Raw genomic sequence first — 22,056 nt, 5'->3', positions numbered from 1 at the left:
GGCTTTGCACGAACAAAGCCCACGCCCGCGTTCGTTAGAAGAATACCTTCACCAAAAAACTCGCCGTATTCTGGTCGGTATCAAAGTTACGGGTGTCATTGATCCCGTACTTGTTGCTCCAGTAGTCATACTCGATACCCACGTACAACTGTTTCTCCGGCAGGTTCATGGCCTTGCCCAGGTCGTACTTGATCTGCGGGTTGAAGTGCAGGTTGGAGTGGTAGTCGCCTTTGGTGTTGGACTGTTTGTTGTCCACCACCCAGTCCATGAAACCGTCGATCAGGATGTCGGATTTGCCCACGGGGATGGTGTAGGACCATACCGGGGTGATCTGCCAGGCGCCGTAACCTGCGCGGTGGCCGTCGTTGTAGCGTTTGTAGAAGTTGAGCTGGAAGTAGTCAAAACCGGGGATGGCCAGGTCGAAGCCCGGGCCGATCAGGTAGGACTCGACATCGCCTTCGCCAAACTCGTAAGTGCCGGCCAGCAGTACGTCCTTGATCGGGCCCAGTTCGAACTTGCGGTCGAAGATCTTGCCCATCGACAGGCGCGGGGAGAATTCGCCGTAGATCGACGAGTTGCCCAGGTTGGCGTCTTGCTTGCCGTTGTAGTTGATGTAGTCGACGAAGAGGAAGTTGTCGCCGTATTTCCAGCCGTCGGCGTGTTCGAAGGTGAACGTCTGTTGGATCGACGGGTTCACCGCGAAGTTGTGGCCGTTCAGATAGGTCAGGCTGTTGCTCTGCCACTGCAGTAGGTCGTCTGCCATGGCAGGCGTTGCCCCGATCAGGCTGGCGGCGGCCATCAGGCTGGAAAGTGTACGGTTCATGCATTTACTCCCTAAGGTTAAAGTCGTTGTCGCTCGGTTGTAACGCTCTGTTGTGGCGCTATTTCTTCTGAATAAGTTGTCCGTTCGGTCAACTTGATGGGTGCAACAAGTCCGCGCCCGCAGCCGAAAAAAGGCCGAAAGAACTCGTCGGCTGTTTTGCAACAGTCGCCTTGATGAACGTTCGGTGCCTTTTCGAGGGTGCAGCGGGTGATCGGTTATCCGTCTTTGCAGTCAGAATCTTGTTGGTGGTCGTTCGACCCTGATTTCGAGCGGCGGCGGAGGATACTGACTCGCGCGGCCGCGCTCAAGTGCTCCGCGACGGAGCACCTGAGTCGACACCGGGTAAACGGGTGTCAGTGCGAGTGCACAGGCCCTGCCATGGCTGCGCGTTCGGCACCGCCGAGCACGTTGAACAGCAGGTTCAGCGCCACGGCGCTCAAGGTCGCCATGGCGATGCCGCTGTGGGTGATGGGGCCCATCCAGTGTGGCAACTGGCTGAAGAATTCCGGGCGTACCACCGGAATCAGGCCCATGCCGATGCTGACCGCGACCAGCAGTTGGTTGCGACGGTCGGAGATGTCGGCTTCCTGGAGGATCTTGATGCCGGTCGCCGCGACCATGCCGAACATGGCGATCGCCGCGCCGCCCAGCACCGCGGGCGGAATCGACGCCACCAGGTACGCCGCCTTGGGCAACAGGCTCAGCAGCACCAGAAAACCACCGGCGACCATGGTCACCGAGCGGCAGCGCACGCCGGTCATCTGCACCAGGCCGATGTTCTGGGCGAAAGAGGAGTGGGTGAAGGTGTTGAGAAAACCGGCCAGGAACGAGGCCGCCGCGTCACACAGCAGGCCGCGGCGGAGCATGCCGGGCGTGACTTCGCGGTCGGTGATCTTGCCCAGCGCCAGAAACATCCCGGTGGACTCGACGAAGATGATCACCACCACCAGGCACATCGACAGGATCGGCGCGAGGCTGAAGGTCGGCATGCCGAAGTGCATGGGCGTGACCACTTTGACCCAGTCGGCCTGCGCCAGACCGCTCAAGTCGACCATGCCGATGAAGCCCGACAGGATGTAACCCAGGCCCATGCCGATCAGCACCGAGATGTTGACCCAGAAGCCGCGCATGAAACGGTTGATCAGCAGAATACTGCACAGCACCAGCGCGGCCACGCCCAGGTACAGCGGGTCGCCGAAGCTCGGCGCCTTGCTGCCGCCGCCCGCCCAGTTCACGGCCACCGGAAACAGCGAAAGGCCGATGGAAGTGATCACGGTGCCGGTCACCAGAGGCGGGAAGAACCGCACGACCTTGGACATGAACGGCGCGATCAGCATGCCGAAAAAACCGGCGGCGATGGTCGCCCCGAAGATCCCCGGCAAACCGACCCCCGGCATGCCCGCCATCGCCACCATGCTGCCTACGGCGGCGAAGCTGGCGCCCATCATCACCGGCATGCGAATCCCCACCGGGCCGATGCCGAAGGACTGCACGACGGTGGCGATACCGGCGACCAAGAGGTCGGCGTTGATCAGGAAGGCGATTTCTTCACGAGACAGGCCAGCGGCCTGGCCGATGATCAGCGGCACCGCGACGGCGCCCCCGTACATCAGCAGGACGTGTTGCAGGCCCACCAGAATCAGTTGCATCAGTGGCAGGGGCTGTCGTGGTGGCGCAGCGGGGATGCGCGCGTGAGTTGACTCGGACATGCAACACCTCGGATTTTGTTCTTGTTTTTGAGTACGCCCGTTGCGGCTGGGCGGTGGAATCTCTACATCAGGAGCGCGTTGGGCTCGGTCCCTGTGGGAGCCGGCTTGCTGGCGAAAGCGGTGTGTCATTCAACTTTGCGGTGTCTGACAGATTGCATTCGCCAGCAAGCCGGCTCCCACAGGGTTGCGTACATCGGGGGCATCAGCGATGCCCACGCATCAGTTGGTCTGCGCCCCCTTGTCGATCCATTGCCCCAGCAGATCACGTTCCTGCTGGGTCATCTGGGTGATGTTGCCCAGTGGCATGATCTGCGCGGTGACGGCCTGGGCCTGGATGCGCGGTGCCAGTTGCTGGATCTGCTGCGGGGTGTCGAACATGATCCCGGCCGGTGCGCTGCTGAACAGCGGGCTGGTCGGCTTGGCCGAATGGCAGACCGCGCAACGTTCCTGAATCACGCTGTGGACCTTGCTGAAATCGACGCCGCCGGCATTGCTGGCTTGAGCAGGCTGCTCGGCAGGGGCGGGGGCTTTCTCGGGTTGCGGCTCGTCGGCGCGGTGGCCGCCGATGGCGGTTGCAGGCAACGGCTGGTATTCGATCTTCGCCGCCACTTCCGGGCCCTTGGTCATTTGCGCGGGACCGGTGACATAGGCCAGGCAAATCATGCCCAGAGCACCGACCGGCAATGCCCAGGCAAAGCGGTTGCTGTCATGACGGGTGTTGAAATAGTGACGCACCACCACCGCACACACCGCGATCCCGGCCAGGATCAGCCAGTTGTACTGGCTGCCGTAGGTGCTCGGGAAGTGGTTGCTGATCATGATGAACAGCACCGGCAGGGTGAAGTAGTTGTTGTGACGCGAACGCAGCAGGCCTTTGGCCGGCAGGGTCGGGTCCGGCGTGCGGTTCTGCTCGATGGCCGCAACCAGCGCGCGCTGGGCCGGCATGATGATGCGGAACACGTTGCCGACCATGATGGTGCCCATGATCGCGCCGGTGTGCAGGTACGCACCACGGCCGCTGAACACCTGGGTGAAGCCATAGCAGGCGCCGATGATCAGCACGAACAGCACCAGGCCCAACAGGCCAGGGCGCTTGCCCAGTGGCGAGTCGCAGAGCAGGTCATAGATGAACCAGCTGGCGATCAGCGCGCCGACACCGATGGCGATGCCTTCGCCGCCGCTCAGGGTGCTGCCGGGGGCGAGCAGGTAAAGGGTAGGGTTGGAGTAGAACACGATGCACAGCAGCACGATGCCCGACATCCAGGTCCAGTAGGCTTCCCATTTGAACCAGTGCAGGTTGTCCGGCATGGTCGGCGGGGCCAGTTTGTATTTCTCCAGGTGGTAGATACCGCCACCGTGGATCGCCCACAGATCACCCGAAAGGCCATCACGGGGGTTGGCGCGGTTGAGGTTGTTCTCCAGCCAGACGAAGTAAAAGGATGCGCCGATCCAGGCGATCCCGACGATCATGTGAATCCAGCGCACGCCCAGATTCAGCCATTCCATCAGATGTGCAGCCACAGTTCTTACCGTTTGCCTGACGTCACTGGCGGACGTTTAGGCCCTTCTTATTAGTGGGGATCGAGAATCATCTTCTGACTCTCTTCGAAGAAATGCTCATCGCAGTTATTGCCACTGCCACTGCGATCAACCACCAGGAAGTCATCCCGCTTTTCGATCGTCAGCACCGGGTGGTGCCAGACGCCGCGATGGTAATTAACACCCTGCCTGCCATTGGTGATGAAGGCGCGGGTCAACTCTGGTTCAGGTACATCGCCAAATGGCGCGACCACGACCAGAAAAGGGTTGCCGAGCAGCGGAATGAAAGCCTGGCTGCCCAGCGGATGGCGCTCCAGCATGCTGACGGTCAGCGGCATGTCCTGCGCGTCGGCGCGGAAAATGCTGATGATCGCCTTGTCCTCGGGCGTGGCCGTTTCAACGTCGGCCAGCCGGTGGAAGCGCATGGTCGAGCCGTTGTTGATCATGAAATGATCGCTGCCATCGGTTTCGATGACATCACCGAAAGGGGCGAAGGCTTCTTTGGTCAACGGCTCGATAATCAGTTTGCGCATGCGGGTTCTTCTTTCTCGAAATTCATTGATGATCGTTGTAACGGTTTTGCACGGTCCCTGTGGGAGCGAGCTTGCTCGCGAAGAGGCCGGTGAATCCGGTGCATTTATGGCGCCTGGCCCAACGTATTCGTGAGCAAGCTCACTCCCACAGTCTCACAACCGTATGGCTTATTTCGCCACTTTGCCCAGCACACGCAAGCGGCTCACGCCACCGTCCGGGAACACGTTCAGGCGGATGTGGGTGATCGGGCCCAGGGCCTTGATCTGCTCGATGAAGCTGTGTTCGGCGTGCATTTCCAGCTTCTGGCTCGGCAGCAGTTCGCGCCAGAACAGGCTCTGGGTTTCGATCTGGCTGTCGGTGCCACCTTTGACGAACGCGCCCTGGATCGAGCAGCTGTCCGGGTAGTTGCCCTTGAAGTGCAGGGTGTCGACGATGATCTGCTCGACTTCACCGGCATGGCCCAGCGCCACGATCACCCAGTCATTGCCCGGGGTGCGGCGACGCGCGGTTTCCCAGCCGTCGCCCATGTTGATGCCGCGGCCCGGGTTGAGGATGTTGCTCATGCGGCCGAAGTGCTCGTCGGAGCAGGCCAGCGCACGGCCACCATTGAGCGCCGCTGCCAGATCCACCTGCTCGTTGTCGCCCACCGCCGACCAGTCGCGATGCGGCACGCCGTACACGCGCAGACGCGCCACGCCGCCGTCCGGGTAGATGTTGAAGCGCAGGTGGCTGTAGGCCTGGGTGTCGCTGATTTCGTGGTAGTGGTGGCTGTCGCCCTTGAGCTCCACGGCCGGCAGCACTTCAGTCCACACGGTGTTTTCGTCCGGCTCGCCCGAGGCCAGGAAGCAGGCTTCCAGCGAGGCCGATGGCGGGTAGTTGCCGGTGAAGTACGAGGTGTCTATGTCCACGCCCTTGATCGAACCGGCCACGCCCAGGCGGATCACGGCGCTGTCATAACCTTCGAAACGCTTGCGGCGCGATTCCCAGCCGTCCATCCACTTGCCGTTGTCGTCGAACACGCCTTCTTTCCACACCGCGGGGGTGGGCTGGAACAGGCGGTTGGCGTCGGCGAACCAGTCGTCGGTGACGGAGATGATCTTGGTGCCCAGGCGGGCATCGGCCAGGTTGACGAATTTCTCGAAGGGTACGGCGTAAGCTTTCATTCTTTTTGTCTGCCTTTGATTGATGGCGTGGGAGAAGGTCGGTTGGGGCTCAGAGTGTCTGCAAGCGGAACATCGCGATCTTGTTGATCTCGGCCAGCGCGCAGGCGAACTCGGTGTCGACCGGGTTGTGAATGCGCGTTTCGAAAGCCGCGAGGATCTGATGCCGGTTGCTGCCCTTGACCGCCATGATGAAGGGGAACTTGAACTTGGCTTTATAGGCGTCGTTCAGCTCGGTGAAGCGTGCAAATTCTTCAGCCGTGCATTGGTGGATACCGGCGCCAGCCTGTTCATTCGTGCTGGCTTCGGTCAGTTGGCCTTGCACGGCGGCTTTGCCGGCAAGATCCGGGTGAGCGTTGATCAGCGCCAGTTGCGCAGCGTGATCGGCGCTCAGCAGGATATCGCTCATACGGGCATGCAGGACGTCGATGTCATCGATGTCGGCGCCTTGGCCGAGGTCATAGGCCTTTTCGGCGACCCACGGCGAATGCTCGTAGATATCGGCGAAGGCTTTGACGAAGTCTTCGCGGTCAAGAGATGAAGGGGTCAGCGTCTTAAAACGGCTCACTTGCGGGCTCCTTCGAATGGATGGGTTTCGTGCCAGTGGCGGGCGATGTCGACGCGGCGGGCGAACCACACCTGCTCATGGCCTTTGACGTATTCGATGAAACGCTGCAGCGAGGCCAGGCGGGCAGGGCGGCCGATCAGGCGGCAATGCAGACCGATGGAGAGCATCTTCGGCGCTTCGGCGCCTTCGGCGTAGAGCACGTCGAAGGCGTCCTTGAGGTAGTCGAAAAAGTCGTCACCCTTGTTGAAACCCTGCACCTGGGTGAAGCGCATGTCGTTGGTGTCCAGGGTGTAGGGGATCACTAGATGCGGCTTGCCGGTGGGGTTGTTCGGCTCCCAGTAGGGCAGGTCGTCGTCGTAAGTGTCGCAGTCATAGAGGAAACCGCCTTCTTCCATCACCAGGCGCCGGGTGTTCGGGCCGGTGCGGCCGGTGTACCAGCCCAGCGGGCGCTCGCCGGTGAGCTCGGTGAGGATGCGGATGGCTTCGAGCATGTGCTCGCGTTCCTGGGCCTCGTCCATGTACTGGTAGTCGATCCAGCGGTAGCCGTGGCTGCAGATCTCGTGGCCGGCCTCGACCATGGCGCGGATCACGTCCGGATGGCGCTGGGCGGCCATGGCCACGGCAAAAATCGTCAGTGGAATGCCCGATTGTTTGAACAGCTTGAGAATGCGCCACACCCCGGCACGGCTGCCGTATTCGTACAGCGACTCCATGCTCATGTTGCGCTGGCCTTGCAGGGGCTGGGCGGCGACCATCTCGGACAGGAAGGCTTCGGATTCCTTGTCGCCGTGCAGGATGTTGCGCTCGCCGCCTTCTTCGTAATTGAGCACGAACGACAGCGCGATACGGGCATTGCCTGGCCAGTGTGGGTGGGGCGGGTTACTGCCGTAACCGATCAGGTCGCGAGGATAGTCGGCGCTCACTGCAATCTTCCTTATCTTGGTGTTGTCTGTGGCAGTGGCCGGATCGAGCCTGGCAGGACCACTGCGGCGATGGAGAGATTGTATACAACTTTATTTGCGATTTGTAACCCTGTTTTTTCGCCTTTCTCCTGCCGTACATCAGCCAATTGCACGTAGCAAGAAACTTGCCTGACTGGTCAGGTTAGCCGGAAAAAGCTCAGTAATATCCGCGATGCCCGTGAAATCGGGCGCTGCGCGACCGGCGGCCCGGTGTGGGGCAAAAAGGCGATTTTAATTGTGTACAATTTTTAAAGAAAATGTCTTAATCGTTCATCGCTCGCCTCTTCATCCGCCCTGAATGAGTGCGCGCCGCCCCTTCCAACCATCCAAAAAGAGGCACTGACACGCCATGGGACGATTGACCACACACGTGCTGGACGCCGCGCACGGCTGCCCGGGCAATGACATTCGGGTTGTGCTGTACCGCGTCGAAGGCGAACGCCTGGAAAAGGTCGCCCAGACCCTGACCAACAGCGACGGCCGTTGCGATGCTCCCTTGTTACAGGGCGAGGATTACGTTTCGGGCGTCTACCAGCTGCACTTCAGCGCCGGCGACTACTACCGCGCCAAGGGCGTGAAACTGGGCGAGCAGCCGTTTCTCGATGAAGTGGTGCTGCGCTTCGGCATTGATGCCGGTCAGGATCACTACCACGTGCCGCTGCTAATTTCGCCGTACAGCTATTCGACCTACCGCGGCAGTTGATCCGCCGTTTTCATCTGCTGCACCACTTCCTCATTGCCCGCCCCACACTGCGGGCTTTTTTTCGTCCGTATCAGGCAGGGAGCGGTTGCCAATCAATATGTATGGACGGCGCAGACCGATAAATGTGGACACTCCGACGTTCCTTATGTGAATCGGAGAACCTCCCCATGACAGTTGCAACCCTGGTCCCGCTCGACCTGATGTCGACGCACGACCATCAGGAACTTCTCGATATATCGGTGCCCCTCCCGCATTGGTTGAATAATGCCGGACAGGATGTGCGTGATGAATATGTCGAACAATTGAGCGCCTATCACCAGTGCGCACATCGCCTGGAGGCGCACTTGAGCGATGCACTGCCCTCATTCGACGAGTACGTCCAGGAGCAATTGGCCAAACGCATCAAGAGCGACTTTTCGACCGATCTTGATCCGGATGTCCTGGTGGTCGATTTGCCACTGCATGTTTGGCGCGCCTATGAACTCAATCCGCAATTCGGCGGGGTCAAAAGCTACTCTCCGCCATGGGCCGCAGGCACGGCGCGCGAGCAACTGAGCCTGTCAGAAATGGCGCGCCGCAACTTTCGGGCCGACGATCAGGAAATGGCCGCTCGCCTGAGTTTTGCCAGTATCAGTCAGGACGGATCGAGCTTGCCCGACGGTTTGAATGGCGCGTGGCTGCAGCGCGTTGTGCCTGAACTGGACGTCGCTCAGGGCTATCGCAAGAAACTCGATGCCACCTTCACCTTGCCCTCGATGAGCTCGGCACAGGGGCAGCGCGAGGCGAGCCTGTTGCTCGACCCCTACGAGCGGCTGATTCAGTTGCAGGGATTCTGTGAGTTCGCCCGCAACCGCCTGAGCAAGCAGGGCTACTGGATGCTGCGACTGGCCGCGCAGGCCCGTTCCAGAAGTGAAACCGACGCGGCCGGTCTTGAGATGAATTGGGTCGAGCTCAAGCCCGGCACGTCGGTCAGCGGCGAGAGCAGCGGACATACGCTGAGCGGGGTGTGCGTGATACGCGACCGTGCCACCGACCGGGTTTTGATGTACCTGTCTGACGCGCCCTCGGACATCGCTTTCATCGAGGGCGATAACCCGGCACAGGTCAGGTCGCGATTGATCCAGTGGATGTACCTCAAGCCTGCGCTGATCGACTACCTCGCCGAACGCACCCTGGATACCGAGAACGTGGCTCGGCATGCCAGCTACATCAACCAGGCGCTGGCGCGAAATTTTTCAGGCTTCATCCGCTTTGTTCCGGCGATTGATCTGCAGCCGGCCGCCCAACAGTTGCAGCGGCGCGCGCGGTTGCTGCATCTGAAGACTCAGGAGAGGGCACAGAGCCAGTTTGACCTTGCGGTCCAGCGCAATCGGGAGCAGAACGAGTCTTTCCTGGCGTATTTTCGAGCATTGCTGAGCTTGTTGCCCGGTATCGGTACGCTGATCAGTCTGCAGGAAGGGTGGGCCAGTGGGCACGAAGCCGCGAAGGCCTTTAGCGAGGGCAAGCTCGATGACGGGCTGCTCGCTGCCGGCGGCGTTGCAGTGAGCGTGCTGGACGTCGTGTTGTCGGCTGTCCCTGGCGTGCTGGGCATGCGTTTGCTCACCCGTATGGCGCGATCGGGCGTAGTCACGCGCGCGGCCTCATCGCCTGCCCGCTCGTATGTGCTCAAGCCGTTCGAGGGCTACGAAGTGCGTGTTTCGCTGGCTGGCGCTGTGCCTCAGAACGGCCGGGACGCGGGCACTTTGCTCAAGGACGGCACGCTGTGGATCGAGCGTGAAAATCAGGTCTATGCGGTGTACCGACGCAGTGGCGAGCAGACCTTGCGCCTGAAGAAGACGTCTGTACGAGGCTACGAGCCGGCTGTGCGTTTTGAAGACGGTCGCTGGGTCTACCACAACGATGTCGGCCTCAAGGGGGGCGTGCGGTCGACCATCGCCGAAACGCTGATCGTCAAGGCGCGCAACGATCCTGCATTCAAGAATCGCCACGCCCGGGAGCTGCTCGATCAGTACCTGTTTCCGGCCGATCAGCAGCGACGCCTTGAACTGGATATTGCCGTTCATTATGAAAAGCACCGGGAATTTCCGGCATGGGCGCAGACCTACCGCAAGGCGCAGCCGGCAACGGATGCCACGCCTGTGCCCGGCAGCAGCGGGGTCAAACGCAAGCCATCAGCATCCGGCGACAGCCAGGCCAAACGTACGCCGGCAACGGCGGCAACGAGCAGCGCCACGACCGTGTCAGGCCCTGATGGCTGGAAGGCTTGGGCACGTACGTTGGACAGCACCCAGGATGTTCGCCAAGTCGAAGTGAGCCCTCCGATCTTCCAGCTCGCTTCAGACGAGGCCAGCCGATTCATCCAGATCGACGGCGCGCGCTACGACATTCTTCCCAGCGGCGCCAGTCAGCACCCCTCGATGGTGCTATTGAAAAACCCGGCCATGCTCGATGACACGTTCTCCGTTTTGAACGAGACCATTCGGCGCAACCGCTTCGAGCAGCCGATCATGGCCGCGTTCGAAAACGGGCAATGGACCGTGCACGGGCCGCTGTTCAAACACAAGATTCAAGTCCTGGTGGAGCAGGCGCGCCCGGGCATGACGCCGGCGACCAACCGCGTGCTGGCGGAAAAACTCTACGACGGCGCCGATTCTGCCCACGGCACGATGACGGCCTGGCGTCTGATCAACATGCGGGCCACGCTCAATGCCTGGCAGAAGGGGAGCGCGGCGCCTTTGGTCGGGTTGAACGATCCGCTGCTGATGCTCGAGGGCGCGCGCCTGGAGCGCATTGACACCTTGGCGCCCTGCGTCAAGATCAGTTATGGCCCGTCCCTGCAATCGTTCAGGCGTCTGGATTTCGTGGTTGAAGACCCGGCGCTGGTGAGTTTGCGCAACGCAGCCATCGCCGACGCCGGCGTCACTCAATTGACCAAGACCAGCATGCGTGAGCTGATGACCCGCTTGCTGACGCGGCAGGGCTACACCATGGTGTCGGCGGATGAGGTGGTGCTGTCCAACCGCTCGATTCTACTGTTCAGGCGCACCGGTCAGGAGCAGCTCTACATATTGAATACGCGGCGTTCAGTGGGTGCGACCGTGGATTTTCAAGTGAGGACAATTGGCAGTGCCGCTCCCCTGTCCAACCGCTGGATCGACGAGTGGCTGGCGGCGCACCCGCAGGAAGCTGCGCTCACATTGATCGTCCAGGCGCGCGATGAGGGGCGCCTGGTGAAGCTGGTGGGCGGGGTCCGGGTCCGCAGCAGTGCGGCGGCGGCGACCCAGGTGTTCGTTCAGCGCCTGGCGGCGGATTTCTGATCCGCTGTTCGCCCGTTGGGTCAGCGGCTGATCAGCGCCGCCAAGCCTGCGCCACCGAACAAGCCAGCACTGATGCGGTTGAACCAGCTCTGGCCACGGCCGGTGCGCAGGTAGCGCGCCGCGCCTTGGGCGCTGAGGCCGTAGAACAGCTTGCAGGCCAGATCCAGCAGGGTCCAGGTGGCGATCATGGTCAGCAACTGGCTGAGGAAGGGTTGATCGGCCTTGAGGAACTGCGGCAGGAAGGCGGCGAAGAACAGGATGTCTTTCGGGTTGCTGCCGCCCAGCACGAAGGCACGCCAGAACAGTGAAGCAAAGCCCGGATGGCTGATCGCCTGCGGCACTTCCCGGGCGGTGGCCGGCTGGCGCGACTGCTTCCAGCTTTGCCACGCCAGATAGAACAGATACAGGCCGCCGGCGACCTTCAGCACGCTGAACAATTGCTCGGAGGCCATCAGCAACGCCCCCAGCCCCAGGGCCGAAGCGCTGAGCAGGCAGATCGACGCGCAGACCCCGCCGAGAAACGCCGGGTACGAGCGCAGCAGACCGTAATTCAGGCTGTTGCCGATCATCAGCAGTGACAGGGGGCCGGGGATCAGAATCACCACCAGCGCAGCGCCGCTGAACAGCAGCCAGGTTTCCAGGGTCATGCAGTTTCTCCTTTTTCCGAAATGACAAAACGCCACCCGGTGGGTGACGTTGTGGGTGGCGCTTCACCCTGTGGGAGCGAATTCATTCGCGAATGGTGTTTCAGGCGACGACTATGTATCGGTCGTGCTGGCCATTCGCGAATAAATTCGCTCCTACAGAGTGTTGCATCCGGCAAACGGGTGGTGGATTTACAGGAACACAAACTTGGCAATGAATATCGCGCACAGCGCCCACAGGCTCACCGAAACCTCCTTGTGCCGCCCGGTGCAGGCCTTGAGCACCACGTAAGTGATAAAGCCCAGGGCAATCCCGTCGGCCACCGAAAAGGTCAGCGGCATCATGATCGCGGTGACGATGGCTGGAATCGCGTCGGTGGCCTCATCCCACTCGATGTGCGCCATGCCGCCCATCATCAGCATCGCCACGTAAATCAGCGCGCCTGCGGTGGCGTAGGCAGGAATCATGCCCGCCAGCGGGGCGAAGAACATCGCCGCCACGAACAGCACGCCCACGGTCACGGCGGTCAGCCCGGTCCGACCACCGGCAGCCACGCCCGAGGCACTTTCCACGTAGCTGGTCACCGGCGGCACGCCGACCATGGCACCGGCCACGCTCGATGCGCTGTCGGCCTTGAGGGCGCGGGACAGGTTCTCGATGCGGCCATCGTCATTCACCAGGCCGGCGCGCTGGGCCACGCCCATCAGCGTCCCCGCGGTATCGAACATGTGCACGAAGAGAAAGGCCAGTACCACGCTGATCATGCTGACGTTGAACACGCCGGCGATGTCCATCGCCATCCAGGTCGGCGCCAGGCTCGGCGGGGTGGAGAAGATACCGTTGTAATGCACCAGGCCCAGCCCCCAGCCGGCCAGGGTCACGGTGATGATGCTGATCAGGATCGCGCCGAACACGCGGTGGTAGCTGAGCACCGCGATCATCAGGAAGCACACGGCGGCGAGCAACGGGCCGGGCTCGCGCAGCGAACCGAGCTTGATCAGGGTGGCGGGGCTGTCGACCACGATGCCGGCGGTTTTCAGGCCGATCAGGCCGAGAAACAGGCCGACCCCGGCGCCCATGGCGAAGCGCAGGCTCACCGGGATGCTGTTCAGCAGCCATTCGCGAATGCGCGACAGGGTCAGGATCATGAAGATCACCCCCGAGATGAACACTGCGCCCAGCGCCGTCTGCCAGCTGTAGCCCATGGTGCCGACCACGGTGTAGGTGAAGAACGCGTTCAGGCCCATGCCCGGTGCCAGGCCCACGGGCCAGTTGGCGTACAGGCCCATCAGTAGGCAGCCCAGCGCGGCGGCGATGCAGGTGGCGACGAAGGCCGCGCCGTGGTCGATGCCGGCGTCGGCCATGATGTTGGGGTTGACGAAGATGATGTAGGCCATGGTGATGAAGGTCGTCAGGCCTGCCAAAAGCTCGGTCTTGACGGTGGTGCCATGCAGGCTCAGCTTGAAGATGCGTTCCAGCAGGCCGCTGCGTGCGGGCGCAAGCTCTGGCTGGGCAGCTTCGCGTCGGGTGGCATCCAGCGACGTGGCGTCGGTTTTGCGAGTGTCCACAGTGAAATCCTCGGGGCGTTTTTGTTGTTTTTTTCAGAGCCGGTAACTGCTCTTTGAAGCGGATCGAGCTGTGCGTGGATTTTCTTGACCGAAAGGTCAGAAATGCACACGAGCGAATTATCCTTTTGTATACAAAAAATGCAAATAATGTTTTTGATTTTGTCGCAAGGATTTTGCCGATTGTGTGCATAAGGCCCGATGGATCAAGGCCCTGTGCAGACTTTGCACACTGTGTACAATGCGCCATTACTTTTACTGTGACTTTGCCGGGATATCTGCTATTGCTTTAGCCAACAGTGGCTTGTCCCCCAGTCACGGCACGGCCCCGCGCCGGATCCAGGTCTTGTGAGTGTCCATGAACGATCAGCTGCAACCCCTCAAGAAACAACCGCGCGCCGCCAAGGCTGGCCGCAGCGGCACCCAGGACGACATCGTCTACGCGCACATTTTCGAGGCGATCCTCGAGCAGCGCCTGGCGCCGGGCACCAAGTTGTCCGAAGAAGCCCTGGGCGAGATCTTCGGCGTCAGCCGCACCATTATTCGTCGCGCCCTGTCGCGTCTGGCCCACGAAGGCGTGGTGTTGCTGCGTCCGAACCGTGGCGCGGTGGTCGCCAGCCCCAGCGTCGAAGAAGCGCGCCAAGTGTTCTTTGCCCGGCGCATGGTGGAGAAGGCCATCACCGAGTTGGCTGTGCAGCACGCCACCCTTGAGCAGCTCAACGACCTGCGCAAGATGGTCAGCGACGAGCGCGACAGTTTTGCCAGAGGGGATCGCGGCGCGGGGATTCGCCTGTCCGGCGAGTTCCACCTGAAACTGGCGGAGGCGGCGAAAAATGCGCCGCTGATCAGCTTCCAGCGCAGCCTGGTGTCGCAGACCTCGCTGATCATCGCCCAGTACGAAAGCGGCAACCGCACGCACTGTTCCTACGATGAACACACCCAGTTGATCGACGCGATCCAGGCCCGCGATGCAGCGCTTGCGGTGAACCTGATGATGCACCACATGGATCACATCGACAGCAAGCTCAACCTGGACGAAGAAAGCGCCTCGGACGACCTGCACGCGGTGTTCTCGCACCTGGTGTTGCCGAAGAAAAAGCCGGGGCGCAGTACGGCGGTGTAAGCGCTGATACAGAAATGGTGGGAGTGAGCTTGCTCACGAAGAAGGCAGCACAGCCGATGAACATGTGTCGGTTGTACCCCCGGTCTTCGTGAGCAAGCTCACTCCCACATGAGACACGTGCAATGCCCCGGACGGCGTACAGGCTTAGCGTTTATGGACCAAAACCCCCGCCGCATACGTCTCGCTCACCGTCCGGTCATCCCCCAGGGTCATCAGCACGAACAGCTTCTCCTCAATGCTGGTGGCCTGCTGCATGCGGTACGACAACAGCGGCGTGGCGTTGAAGTCCAGCACCACGAAGTCTGCTTCGGTGCCGGCATGCAGGTTGCCGATTTTGTCCTCCAGGCGCAGCGCCCGCGCACCGCCCAGCGTCGCCAGGTACAGCGACTTGAACGGGCTCAGTTTGGCGTTCTGCAGCTGCATCACCTTGTACGCCTCGTTCAGCGTCTGCAGGATCGAGAAGCTGGTGCCTGCACCCACGTCGGTGCCCAGTCCTACATTGACCTTGTGCTTTTCCGCCATTGGCAGGTTGAACAGGCCACTGCCGAGGAAGAAGTTGGACGTCGGACAGAAGGCGATGGCTGACCCGGTTTCGGCCAGGCGCGCACATTCCTGATCGCACAGATGCACGCCGTGGGCGAACACCGAACGCTCGCCCAGCAGCTTGAAGTGGTCGTACACGTCCAGGTAGTTCTTGCGCTCCGGGAACAATGCCTTGACCCACTCGACCTCCTTGAGGTTTTCGCTGATGTGGGTCTGCATGTAGAGGTCCGGGTATTCGTTCAACAACTGGCCCGCCAGCTGGAGTTGCTGCGGCGTGCTGGTCGGCGCGAAACGTGGGGTCACGGCGTAGTGCAGGCGGCCCTTGCCGTGCCAGCGTTCGATCAGCGCCTTGCTGTCGACGTAACTGGATTCGGCGGTGTCCACCAGATAATCCGGGGCGTTGCGGTCCATCATCACCTTGCCGGCGATCATGCGCAGGTTGAGCTTTTCAGCGGCGCTGAAGAACGCGTCCACCGACTCCTTGTGCCGACTGCCGAATACCAGCGCGGTGGTGGTGCCGTTGCGCAGCAGCTCCCGGATGAAGATGTCGGAAACTTCCGCTGCGTGGGCTGGATCGGCGAACTGACGTTCGACAGGAAACACGTAGGTGTTGAGCCAGTCGAGCAACTGTTCGCCGTAGGAACCGACCATGCCGGTCTGTGGCAAATGGATGTGGGTGTCGATGAAACCGGCGGTGATCAACGCGTCTTTGTAGGTCTGCACTTCAACGTCGCTGGCGAGCGTGCCGAGCAGGTCTTTGGCGTGGCCGACGGCGGTGATCTTGCCGTCTTCGACCACCATCAGGCCGTCTTCGAAATACTCATAGGACGCCTCGATCACCACCTCGGCCGGGTCGGCGATGCTGTGGACGATGGCGGCGCGGTAGGCTTTTCTTGCGTTGGTCATGTCAGGAATTCTTTGTGCAAAGGTTCATTGAGCCAGGCTACGGCGCGACACCGGCATCAGCTTGGCAACGGGTTCTGAGGTCGAGCCTTCTTGCTCTCCAAAATGCATGTTGTACGTCGCGATCACTTCAGCGGCGACCGACACGGCAATCTCGATCGGCAGCTTGCCCTTGACCTCGGACAGGCCCATGGGGCAGCGCATGCGCTGGACCAGTGCCGGGTCGAACCCGCGATCGCGCAGGCGGTGTTCGAACTTGGCGCGTTTGGTTTTCGAGCCGATCAGGCCGAACCAGGTGAAGTCGCCGCGCTTGAGGATGGCAGCGGTCAGTTCCAGGTCCAGCTGATGGTTGTGGGTCATGACGATGCAGTAACTGCCTGCGGGCAGATTATCCACTTCATCGACCACCTCATCGTTGACGATCTTCGTCACGCCTTCGGGCATGTGCTCGGGAAACTCGGCTTCCCGCGAGTCGATCCAGCGCACCCGGCAGGGCAGGCTGGCGAGCAGCGGCACCAGCGCGCGGCCCACGTGGCCTGCGCCGAATACCGCGATCTGCGCCTGAGGCTGGCCCATGGGTTCGAACAGCAACACGTTAACCCCGCCGCAGCACTGGCCCAGGCTGGCGCCGAGGCTGAAGCGCTCCAGGCGGGTCTGCTGGCTGCCGCTGGCGAGCATTTCCCGGGCGATGTCCATGGCGCGGTATTCCAGATGGCCGCCGCCGATGGTGTCGTAGATCCGCCCGGCGCTGACCACCATCTTCGAACCGGCATTGCGCGGGGTCGAGCCGCGCTCTTCGATGATGGTCACCAGCACGCAGGCTTCACCCAGGGTTTGCAACTCGGCGAGGGCGCTGATCCAGTTGTTCATGTGTTTCTCCTGATCACCTTGGTGGCAGATCAAAAATCCTGTTGTCCGTTCGGGCCCTTTCGTGAGCAAGCTCACTTCCACAGGTGACCGGACTGCATGTCAAATACGTGATGCCTGATCACAGTGCTCTGCGTGGGAGCAAGCTCACTCCCACAGTTGAGCGCAGCGGTCAGAGGGAACAGGTTTCAATCTGAAAACCCGATCCCTGTGGGAGTGAGCTTGCTCACGAAGGCGTCATTTCAAACGACGCCAATCAAACGGGAGAAACGGTCAACTCATGCGCGACGCCGACCGCTTCACTGCAACTGGCCTGCTTCAATTTGCGCATCTGCTCACACCCCCACAACACCCGCTCAGGCGTGGCCGGTGCGTCGATCTTCGGCTGATGCCTGTAATCACCCAGGCTTGCCACCGCATCCTTGATCGCGCACCACGCAGCGATGCCGAGCATGAACGGCGGCTCGCCCACGGCCTTGGAATGGAACACGGTGTCTTCGGGGTTCTTGCGGTTTTCCACCAGCTTGACGCGCAAGTCCGGCGGCATGTCCGCCACGGCCGGGATCTTGTAACCCGCCGGGCCGTTGGTCATCAGCTTGCCCTTGGCGTTCCACACCAGCTCCTCGGTGGTCAGCCAGCCCATGCCCTGAATGTAGCCGCCCTCGACCTGGCCGATGTCGATGGCCGGGTTCAGCGAGGCGCCGACGTCGTGCAGGATGTCGGTACGCAGCATCTTGTACTCGCCGGTCAGGGTGTCGACGATCACCTCGGTGCAGGCTGCGCCGAAGGCGAAGTAGTAGAACGGTCGACCCCGCGCCTGGCTGCGGTCGTAGTAGATCTTCGGCGTCTTGTAGTAGCCGGTGCTCGACAGAGACACCTGGCCCATCCACGCCTGCTGCGCCAGGGTCTCGAAGCTGATGACCTGCTCGCCGACGCGCACGTGGCCATTGCGAAATTCCACTTGGGATTCTTCGCATTTGTAGTGCTTCGCGGCGAACTCCACCAAGCGCTGCTTGATGGTTTCGGCGGCGTTCTGCGCGGCCTTGCCGTTCAAATCGGCGCCGCTGGAAGCTGCGGTGGGCGAGGTGTTCGGCACCTTGTCGGTGTTGGTCGCGGTGATCTGCACGCGGCTGAAGTCCACCTGGAACACCTCGGCCACCACCTGCGCCACTTTGGTGTTCAGGCCCTGGCCCATCTCGGTGCCGCCGTGGTTCAGGTGAATGCTGCCGTCGGTGTAGATGTGGATCAGCGCGCCTGCCTGGTTGAGGAAGCTGGCGGTGAACGAGATGCCGAATTTCACCGGAGTCAGCGCCAGGCCTTTTTTCAGGATCGGGCTGTTGGCGTTGTAGGCCATGATCGCCTTGCGCCGCTCGGCGTACTGGCTGCTTTCTTCGAGCTCGGCGGTCATCTCTTCGAGCATGTTGTGCTCGACTTCTTGATAGTAGTGGGTGACGTTACGCTCGGTTTTGCCGTAGTAGTTGGCCTTGCGCACCGCCAGCGGGTCCTTGCCCAGATGGCGGGCGATGGCATCCATCACTTCTTCGATGGCGACCATCCCTTGCGGGCCGCCAAAGCCGCGATAGGCGGTGTTCGATGCGGTATTGGTCTTGCAGCGATGGCCGTTGATGGTGGCATCGCCCAGGTAGTAGGAGTTGTCGGCGTGGAACATGGCGCGGTCGACGATCGAAGCCGAGAGGTCCGGCGAGCAGCCGCAGTTGCCCGCCAGCTCCAGCTGGATGCCCTGCAGGCGGCCGTCGTTGTCGAAGCCCACGTCGTACTCAACGTAAAACGGGTGGCGTTTGCCGGTCATGATCATGTCTTCCATGCGCGGCAGGCGCATCTTGGTCGGCTGCCCGGTCAGGCGCGCCACCACCGCACACAGGCAAGCGGGGCTCGCGGCCTGGGTTTCCTTGCCGCCGAAACCGCCGCCCATGCGGCGCATGTCCACCACCACCTTGTTCATCGACACGTCGAGCACTTCGGCGACCAGCTTCTGCACTTCGGTGGGGTTTTGGGTGGAGCAGTAGACGATCATGCCGCCGTCTTCGGTGGGCATTACCGAAGAAATCTGGGTTTCCAGGTAGAAGTGTTCCTGGCCGCCGATGTGCAGCGTGCCCTGAATCCGGTTGGGGGCGGTGGCCAGCGCCGTCACCGAATCACCGCGCTTGTGGGTGTGGCTCTCCAGCACGAAGTGCTTCTTGCGATAGGCCTCGACCACGTCGAGCACCGGTTCCAGGTCTTCATATTCGATGATCGCCGCCATGGCTGCCTTGCGTGCGGTTTCATGATCGCGGGCGGCCACGGCAATCACCGGCTGGCCGACGAACTCGACCTTGTCGATGGCCAGCAACGGATCCCCTGGCAACAGCGGGCCGATGTCCTTGAGGCCCGGGATGTCTTCATGGGTGATGGCGATGCGCACGCCTTCGAAGTCGTAGCAGGGCGTGACATCGACACTGACAACCCGCGCATGGGCCCGGTCCGACAGGCGCGCGTATACATGCAACTGGTTGGGGAATTCCAGGCGGTCGTCGATATAGACCGCTTCGCCGGAAACATGCTTTTCGGCGCTGTCGTGCTTGACGCTGCGGCCAACGCCCGAGGTGAGGTCCTGCTGAAACAGGGCGACCAGTTCTTCCTGGGTTTTCTGCGGGGCATGATTAGACATAAGCGGTCACCCGAGTCTCGACGTGTGGCGTTTGCAGCTCGATGAAGTATTTACGCAAAAGGTTCTGCGCGCTCAGCAGACGGTATTCCTTGGTGGCGCGAAAATCCGAGAGCGGGGTGAAATCCTGTTCCAGCGCAGCACACGCACGCTCCACGGTGGCCTGGGTCCAGGGCTGACCGATCAGGGCCTTTTCACAGTGGGCCGCACGTTTCGGTATCGCCGCCATGCCGCCGAAGGCTGCGCGGGCATCGACGATGGCGCCGTTTTCCACCTGCAGGCGGAACGCGGCGCAGACCGCCGAAATGTCATCGTCCAGGCGCTTGGACACCTTGTAGGCGCGGAACGCCTGCTTGGCATTGGCCTTGGGCACGATGATCTTCTCGATGAACTCGCTTTCCTGGCGCGCGGTGACGCGGTAATCGATGAAGTAATCTTCCAGCGCCAGCGTGCGAGTCTTCTCGCCCTTGCGCAGGACGATCTTCGCGCCCAACGCAATCAGCAGGGGCGGCGAGTCACCGATGGGCGAGGCGTTGCCGATGTTGCCGCCCAGCGTGCCCTGATTGCGGATCTGCAGTGACGCAAAACGGTGCAGCAGCTCGCCGAAATCCGGGTATTGGTGGGCCAGCGCTTCGTAGCAGTCGGTCAGCGCAGTGGCGGCGCCGATTTCGATGCGGTCGTCGAAATGCTCGATCTTCTTCATGTCGGCCACGTTGCCGACGTAAATCATCACCGGCAGCGGGCGGTGGAACTGGGTGACTTCCAGCGCCAGGTCAGTGCCGCCTGCCAGCAGCCGCGCTTGCGGGTAGGAGTCGTAAAGATCGGCCAGATCGGCCACCGTCAGCGGCACCAGGCAGCGCTTGTCGCCACTGTTCAGTTCGGCGGTTTCAGCCGGCTTGATGGCTTTCAGGCGGGCGATGGTCTGCGCCTGGCGGGCGTCGAACTGGTCCGGCTGGGCCTTGCTGCAGCACTGCTCGGCAGCGGCGAGAATCGGCCGGTAGCCGGTGCAGCGGCACAGGTTGCCGGCCAGTGCTTCGTGGGCCTGGGCGTGTTTGATCTTCGAGGAGTCGGCGTCATCGCTGTTCTTCTGCAAGGCGAACAGGGACATCACGAAACCCGGCGTACAGAAGCCGCATTGCGAGCCGTGGCAGTCGACCATGGCCTGCTGCACGCTGTGCAACTGGCCCTGATGCTTGAGGTCTTCGACGCTGATCAGCTGCTTGCCGTGCAACGAGGCCACGAAGGTCAGGCAGGAGTTGAGGCTGCGATAGCTCAGGCGCTCCTGGCCGTTCGCATCGGTATTCAGTTCACCCACCACCACGGTGCAGGCGCCGCAGTCGCCGCTGGCGCAACCTTCCTTTGTGCCGGGTTTATGCAGGTGCTCACGCAGGTAGTTGAGCACCGTCATGTTGGGGTCCAGGGCATGCTCGGTCTTGAGCTCCTGGTTGAGTAAGAACTGGATCACGGGTCGCGCCTCGTCTTCTTGTAATGGTGAGCAGGTCGTAACAGAAAATGTGTAATAGAACCTGTCGATGAATCTATCAGTTCTGACTATGGGGTCAATTAAAATCTGACCTTTAGGTCAAGAAATTCAATTTTCAGGGGACTTGCCGATTAACGGCAATAGCGCGTTGCAATAAAACCGTGGGACGACGCTCAAAGAATTGCTTATTTCATGCCAGTTTCCATGCATATGGCCCTGCGCCATGGGTATCGGGTGCGATACACTGCGCCGCTTGTGTGCAGCCATTGGTTTTAAAGGAAAGAAATGACGTTCAAGGCACCGGACAGCCTCGCTGAGCAGATCGCTCACCACCTCGCCGAGCGGATCATTCGCGGCGAGCTCAAGCCAGGGGAGCGGATTCAGGAGCAGAAGGTCACGCAAGCGCTGAATGTCAGCCGCGGCTCCGTGCGCGAAGCCTTGCTGATCCTTGAGCGGCGCCATCTGATCGTGATTCTGCCGCGCCGTGGTGCCCAGGTGTCGGTGCTCACCCCGCACAACATCGAAAGCCTGTGCGCGCTGATGAGCGAGATGTACATCCTGCTCGGCCTGGCCGTGGCCAAACGCTGGGCCGAAGAGCTGGACCTGGCGCCGTTCCAGCAGATCCAGCAGCGGCTGATCGCCAGTTGCGAGCGCGGCGACGTGAAGTCCTTCGTCGAAGACAGCTTCAACGTGATGCGCGCGGCATACCCGTTCGCCAACAACCCGTACCTGGAAGAAACCGTCGAAAACCTGCAGCCGTCCATGAGCCGCTTCTACTATCTGGCGCTGGACCAGCGCCAGGCCGAGATGAGCGAGTACCTGACGCTGTTCGGCCAGTTGCTCGAAGCTGTGGTCGCCCGCGACCTGCCGCGCATCCGCGAAGTGCTGACCGCCTACGCCGAGCGCAGCTGCCAGTCGATCCTGTCTGCCCTGGCGGCCAGCTGATC

The 22,056-nt window shown here is 61.5% G+C and carries 17 protein-coding genes; 4 read left to right on the top strand and 13 right to left on the bottom strand.

The genetic code is table 11. From position 1 onward, the window contains the following. Positions 1 to 34: 34 nt before the first annotated feature. The 7 genes from AC1MEK_RS22965 to puuE all read right to left on the bottom strand — a co-directional run bounded on the left by AC1MEK_RS22965 (position 35) and on the right by puuE (position 7,256). Complete coding sequence (locus AC1MEK_RS22965; protein ID WP_480398574.1) at positions 35 to 823, bottom strand: outer membrane protein OmpK; 789 nt, start codon at positions 821 to 823, stop codon at positions 35 to 37. Positions 824 to 1,176: 353 nt separating this feature from the next. Continuing rightward, the gene (locus tag AC1MEK_RS22960; RefSeq protein WP_480398573.1) at positions 1,177 to 2,532 is read right to left on the bottom strand and encodes a nucleobase:cation symporter-2 family protein; all 1,356 of its coding nucleotides are present in this window, start codon (positions 2,530 to 2,532) and stop codon (positions 1,177 to 1,179) included. Between the two features lie 219 nt (positions 2,533 to 2,751). Then, positions 2,752 to 4,053 (bottom strand): urate hydroxylase PuuD, encoded by a 1,302-nt coding sequence (locus AC1MEK_RS22955; protein ID WP_480398572.1) that lies wholly within the window; start codon positions 4,051 to 4,053, stop codon positions 2,752 to 2,754. 50 nt (positions 4,054 to 4,103) lie between these two features. After that, on the bottom strand, positions 4,104 to 4,604 hold the full coding sequence (locus AC1MEK_RS22950; RefSeq protein WP_480398571.1) for an ureidoglycolate lyase: 501 nt from the start codon (positions 4,602 to 4,604) through the stop codon (positions 4,104 to 4,106). Positions 4,605 to 4,772: 168 nt separating this feature from the next. Beyond that, positions 4,773 to 5,768, bottom strand: coding sequence for an allantoicase (alc, locus tag AC1MEK_RS22945; RefSeq protein ID WP_480398570.1), 996 nt, complete (start codon positions 5,766 to 5,768; stop codon positions 4,773 to 4,775). Between the two features lie 49 nt (positions 5,769 to 5,817). Then, positions 5,818 to 6,333: a 2-oxo-4-hydroxy-4-carboxy-5-ureidoimidazoline decarboxylase gene (gene uraD / locus AC1MEK_RS22940; RefSeq protein WP_480398569.1), complete on the bottom strand. Its 516-nt coding sequence runs from the start codon at positions 6,331 to 6,333 to the stop codon at positions 5,818 to 5,820. Continuing rightward, a complete protein-coding gene (puuE, locus tag AC1MEK_RS22935; RefSeq protein WP_480398568.1) occupies positions 6,330 to 7,256 on the bottom strand; it encodes an allantoinase PuuE in 927 nt (308 codons plus the stop codon). Before puuE ends, uraD begins: the two co-directional genes overlap by 4 nt. Positions 7,257 to 7,644: 388 nt before the next feature. Here puuE and uraH point away from each other — a divergent pair, with 388 nt between their 5' ends. Together uraH and AC1MEK_RS22925 are read left to right on the top strand one after the other, a co-directional pair. Next, positions 7,645 to 7,998, top strand: coding sequence for a hydroxyisourate hydrolase (uraH, locus tag AC1MEK_RS22930; protein WP_480398567.1), 354 nt, complete (start codon positions 7,645 to 7,647; stop codon positions 7,996 to 7,998). Between the two features lie 122 nt (positions 7,999 to 8,120). Next, a complete protein-coding gene (locus AC1MEK_RS22925) occupies positions 8,121 to 11,315 on the top strand; it encodes a dermonecrotic toxin domain-containing protein (protein ID WP_480398566.1) in 3,195 nt (1,064 codons plus the stop codon). A 20-nt stretch (positions 11,316 to 11,335) separates the two neighbouring features. Here AC1MEK_RS22925 and AC1MEK_RS22920 read toward each other — a convergent pair whose 3' ends face one another. Beyond that, positions 11,336 to 11,962 (bottom strand): LysE family translocator, encoded by a 627-nt coding sequence (locus tag AC1MEK_RS22920; RefSeq protein ID WP_480398565.1) that lies wholly within the window; start codon positions 11,960 to 11,962, stop codon positions 11,336 to 11,338. Positions 11,963 to 12,151: 189 nt separating this feature from the next. After that, the gene (locus AC1MEK_RS22915) at positions 12,152 to 13,498 is read right to left on the bottom strand and encodes an NCS2 family permease (RefSeq protein ID WP_480398686.1); all 1,347 of its coding nucleotides are present in this window, start codon (positions 13,496 to 13,498) and stop codon (positions 12,152 to 12,154) included. A 385-nt stretch (positions 13,499 to 13,883) separates the two neighbouring features. On the opposite strand from AC1MEK_RS22915, the gene AC1MEK_RS22910 reads away from it, so the two are divergent. Further along, a complete protein-coding gene (locus AC1MEK_RS22910; RefSeq protein WP_480398564.1) occupies positions 13,884 to 14,648 on the top strand; it encodes a GntR family transcriptional regulator in 765 nt (254 codons plus the stop codon). A gap of 144 nt (positions 14,649 to 14,792) precedes the next feature. Here the strand turns inward: AC1MEK_RS22910 and guaD are convergent, their stop codons facing one another. The 4 genes from guaD to xdhA all read right to left on the bottom strand — a co-directional run bounded on the left by guaD (position 14,793) and on the right by xdhA (position 21,091). Then, a complete protein-coding gene (gene guaD / locus AC1MEK_RS22905) occupies positions 14,793 to 16,097 on the bottom strand; it encodes a guanine deaminase (RefSeq protein WP_480398563.1) in 1,305 nt (434 codons plus the stop codon). Between the two features lie 24 nt (positions 16,098 to 16,121). Next, on the bottom strand, positions 16,122 to 16,964 hold the full coding sequence (xdhC, locus tag AC1MEK_RS22900) for a xanthine dehydrogenase accessory protein XdhC (RefSeq protein WP_480398562.1): 843 nt from the start codon (positions 16,962 to 16,964) through the stop codon (positions 16,122 to 16,124). A gap of 253 nt (positions 16,965 to 17,217) precedes the next feature. Beyond that, on the bottom strand, positions 17,218 to 19,629 hold the full coding sequence (xdhB, locus tag AC1MEK_RS22895) for a xanthine dehydrogenase molybdopterin binding subunit (RefSeq protein ID WP_480398561.1): 2,412 nt from the start codon (positions 19,627 to 19,629) through the stop codon (positions 17,218 to 17,220). Beyond that, complete coding sequence (gene xdhA, locus AC1MEK_RS22890) at positions 19,622 to 21,091, bottom strand: xanthine dehydrogenase small subunit (RefSeq protein WP_480398560.1); 1,470 nt, start codon at positions 21,089 to 21,091, stop codon at positions 19,622 to 19,624. Before xdhA ends, xdhB begins: the two co-directional genes overlap by 8 nt. Positions 21,092 to 21,394: 303 nt before the next feature. On the opposite strand from xdhA, the gene AC1MEK_RS22885 reads away from it, so the two are divergent. Beyond that, complete coding sequence (locus tag AC1MEK_RS22885; RefSeq protein ID WP_480398559.1) at positions 21,395 to 22,054, top strand: GntR family transcriptional regulator; 660 nt, start codon at positions 21,395 to 21,397, stop codon at positions 22,052 to 22,054. Positions 22,055 to 22,056: the final 2 nt, after the last annotated feature.

The organism is Pseudomonas sp. 2, assembly GCF_056627435.1.
This window is presented reverse-complemented; position numbering and strand designations above follow the sequence as displayed.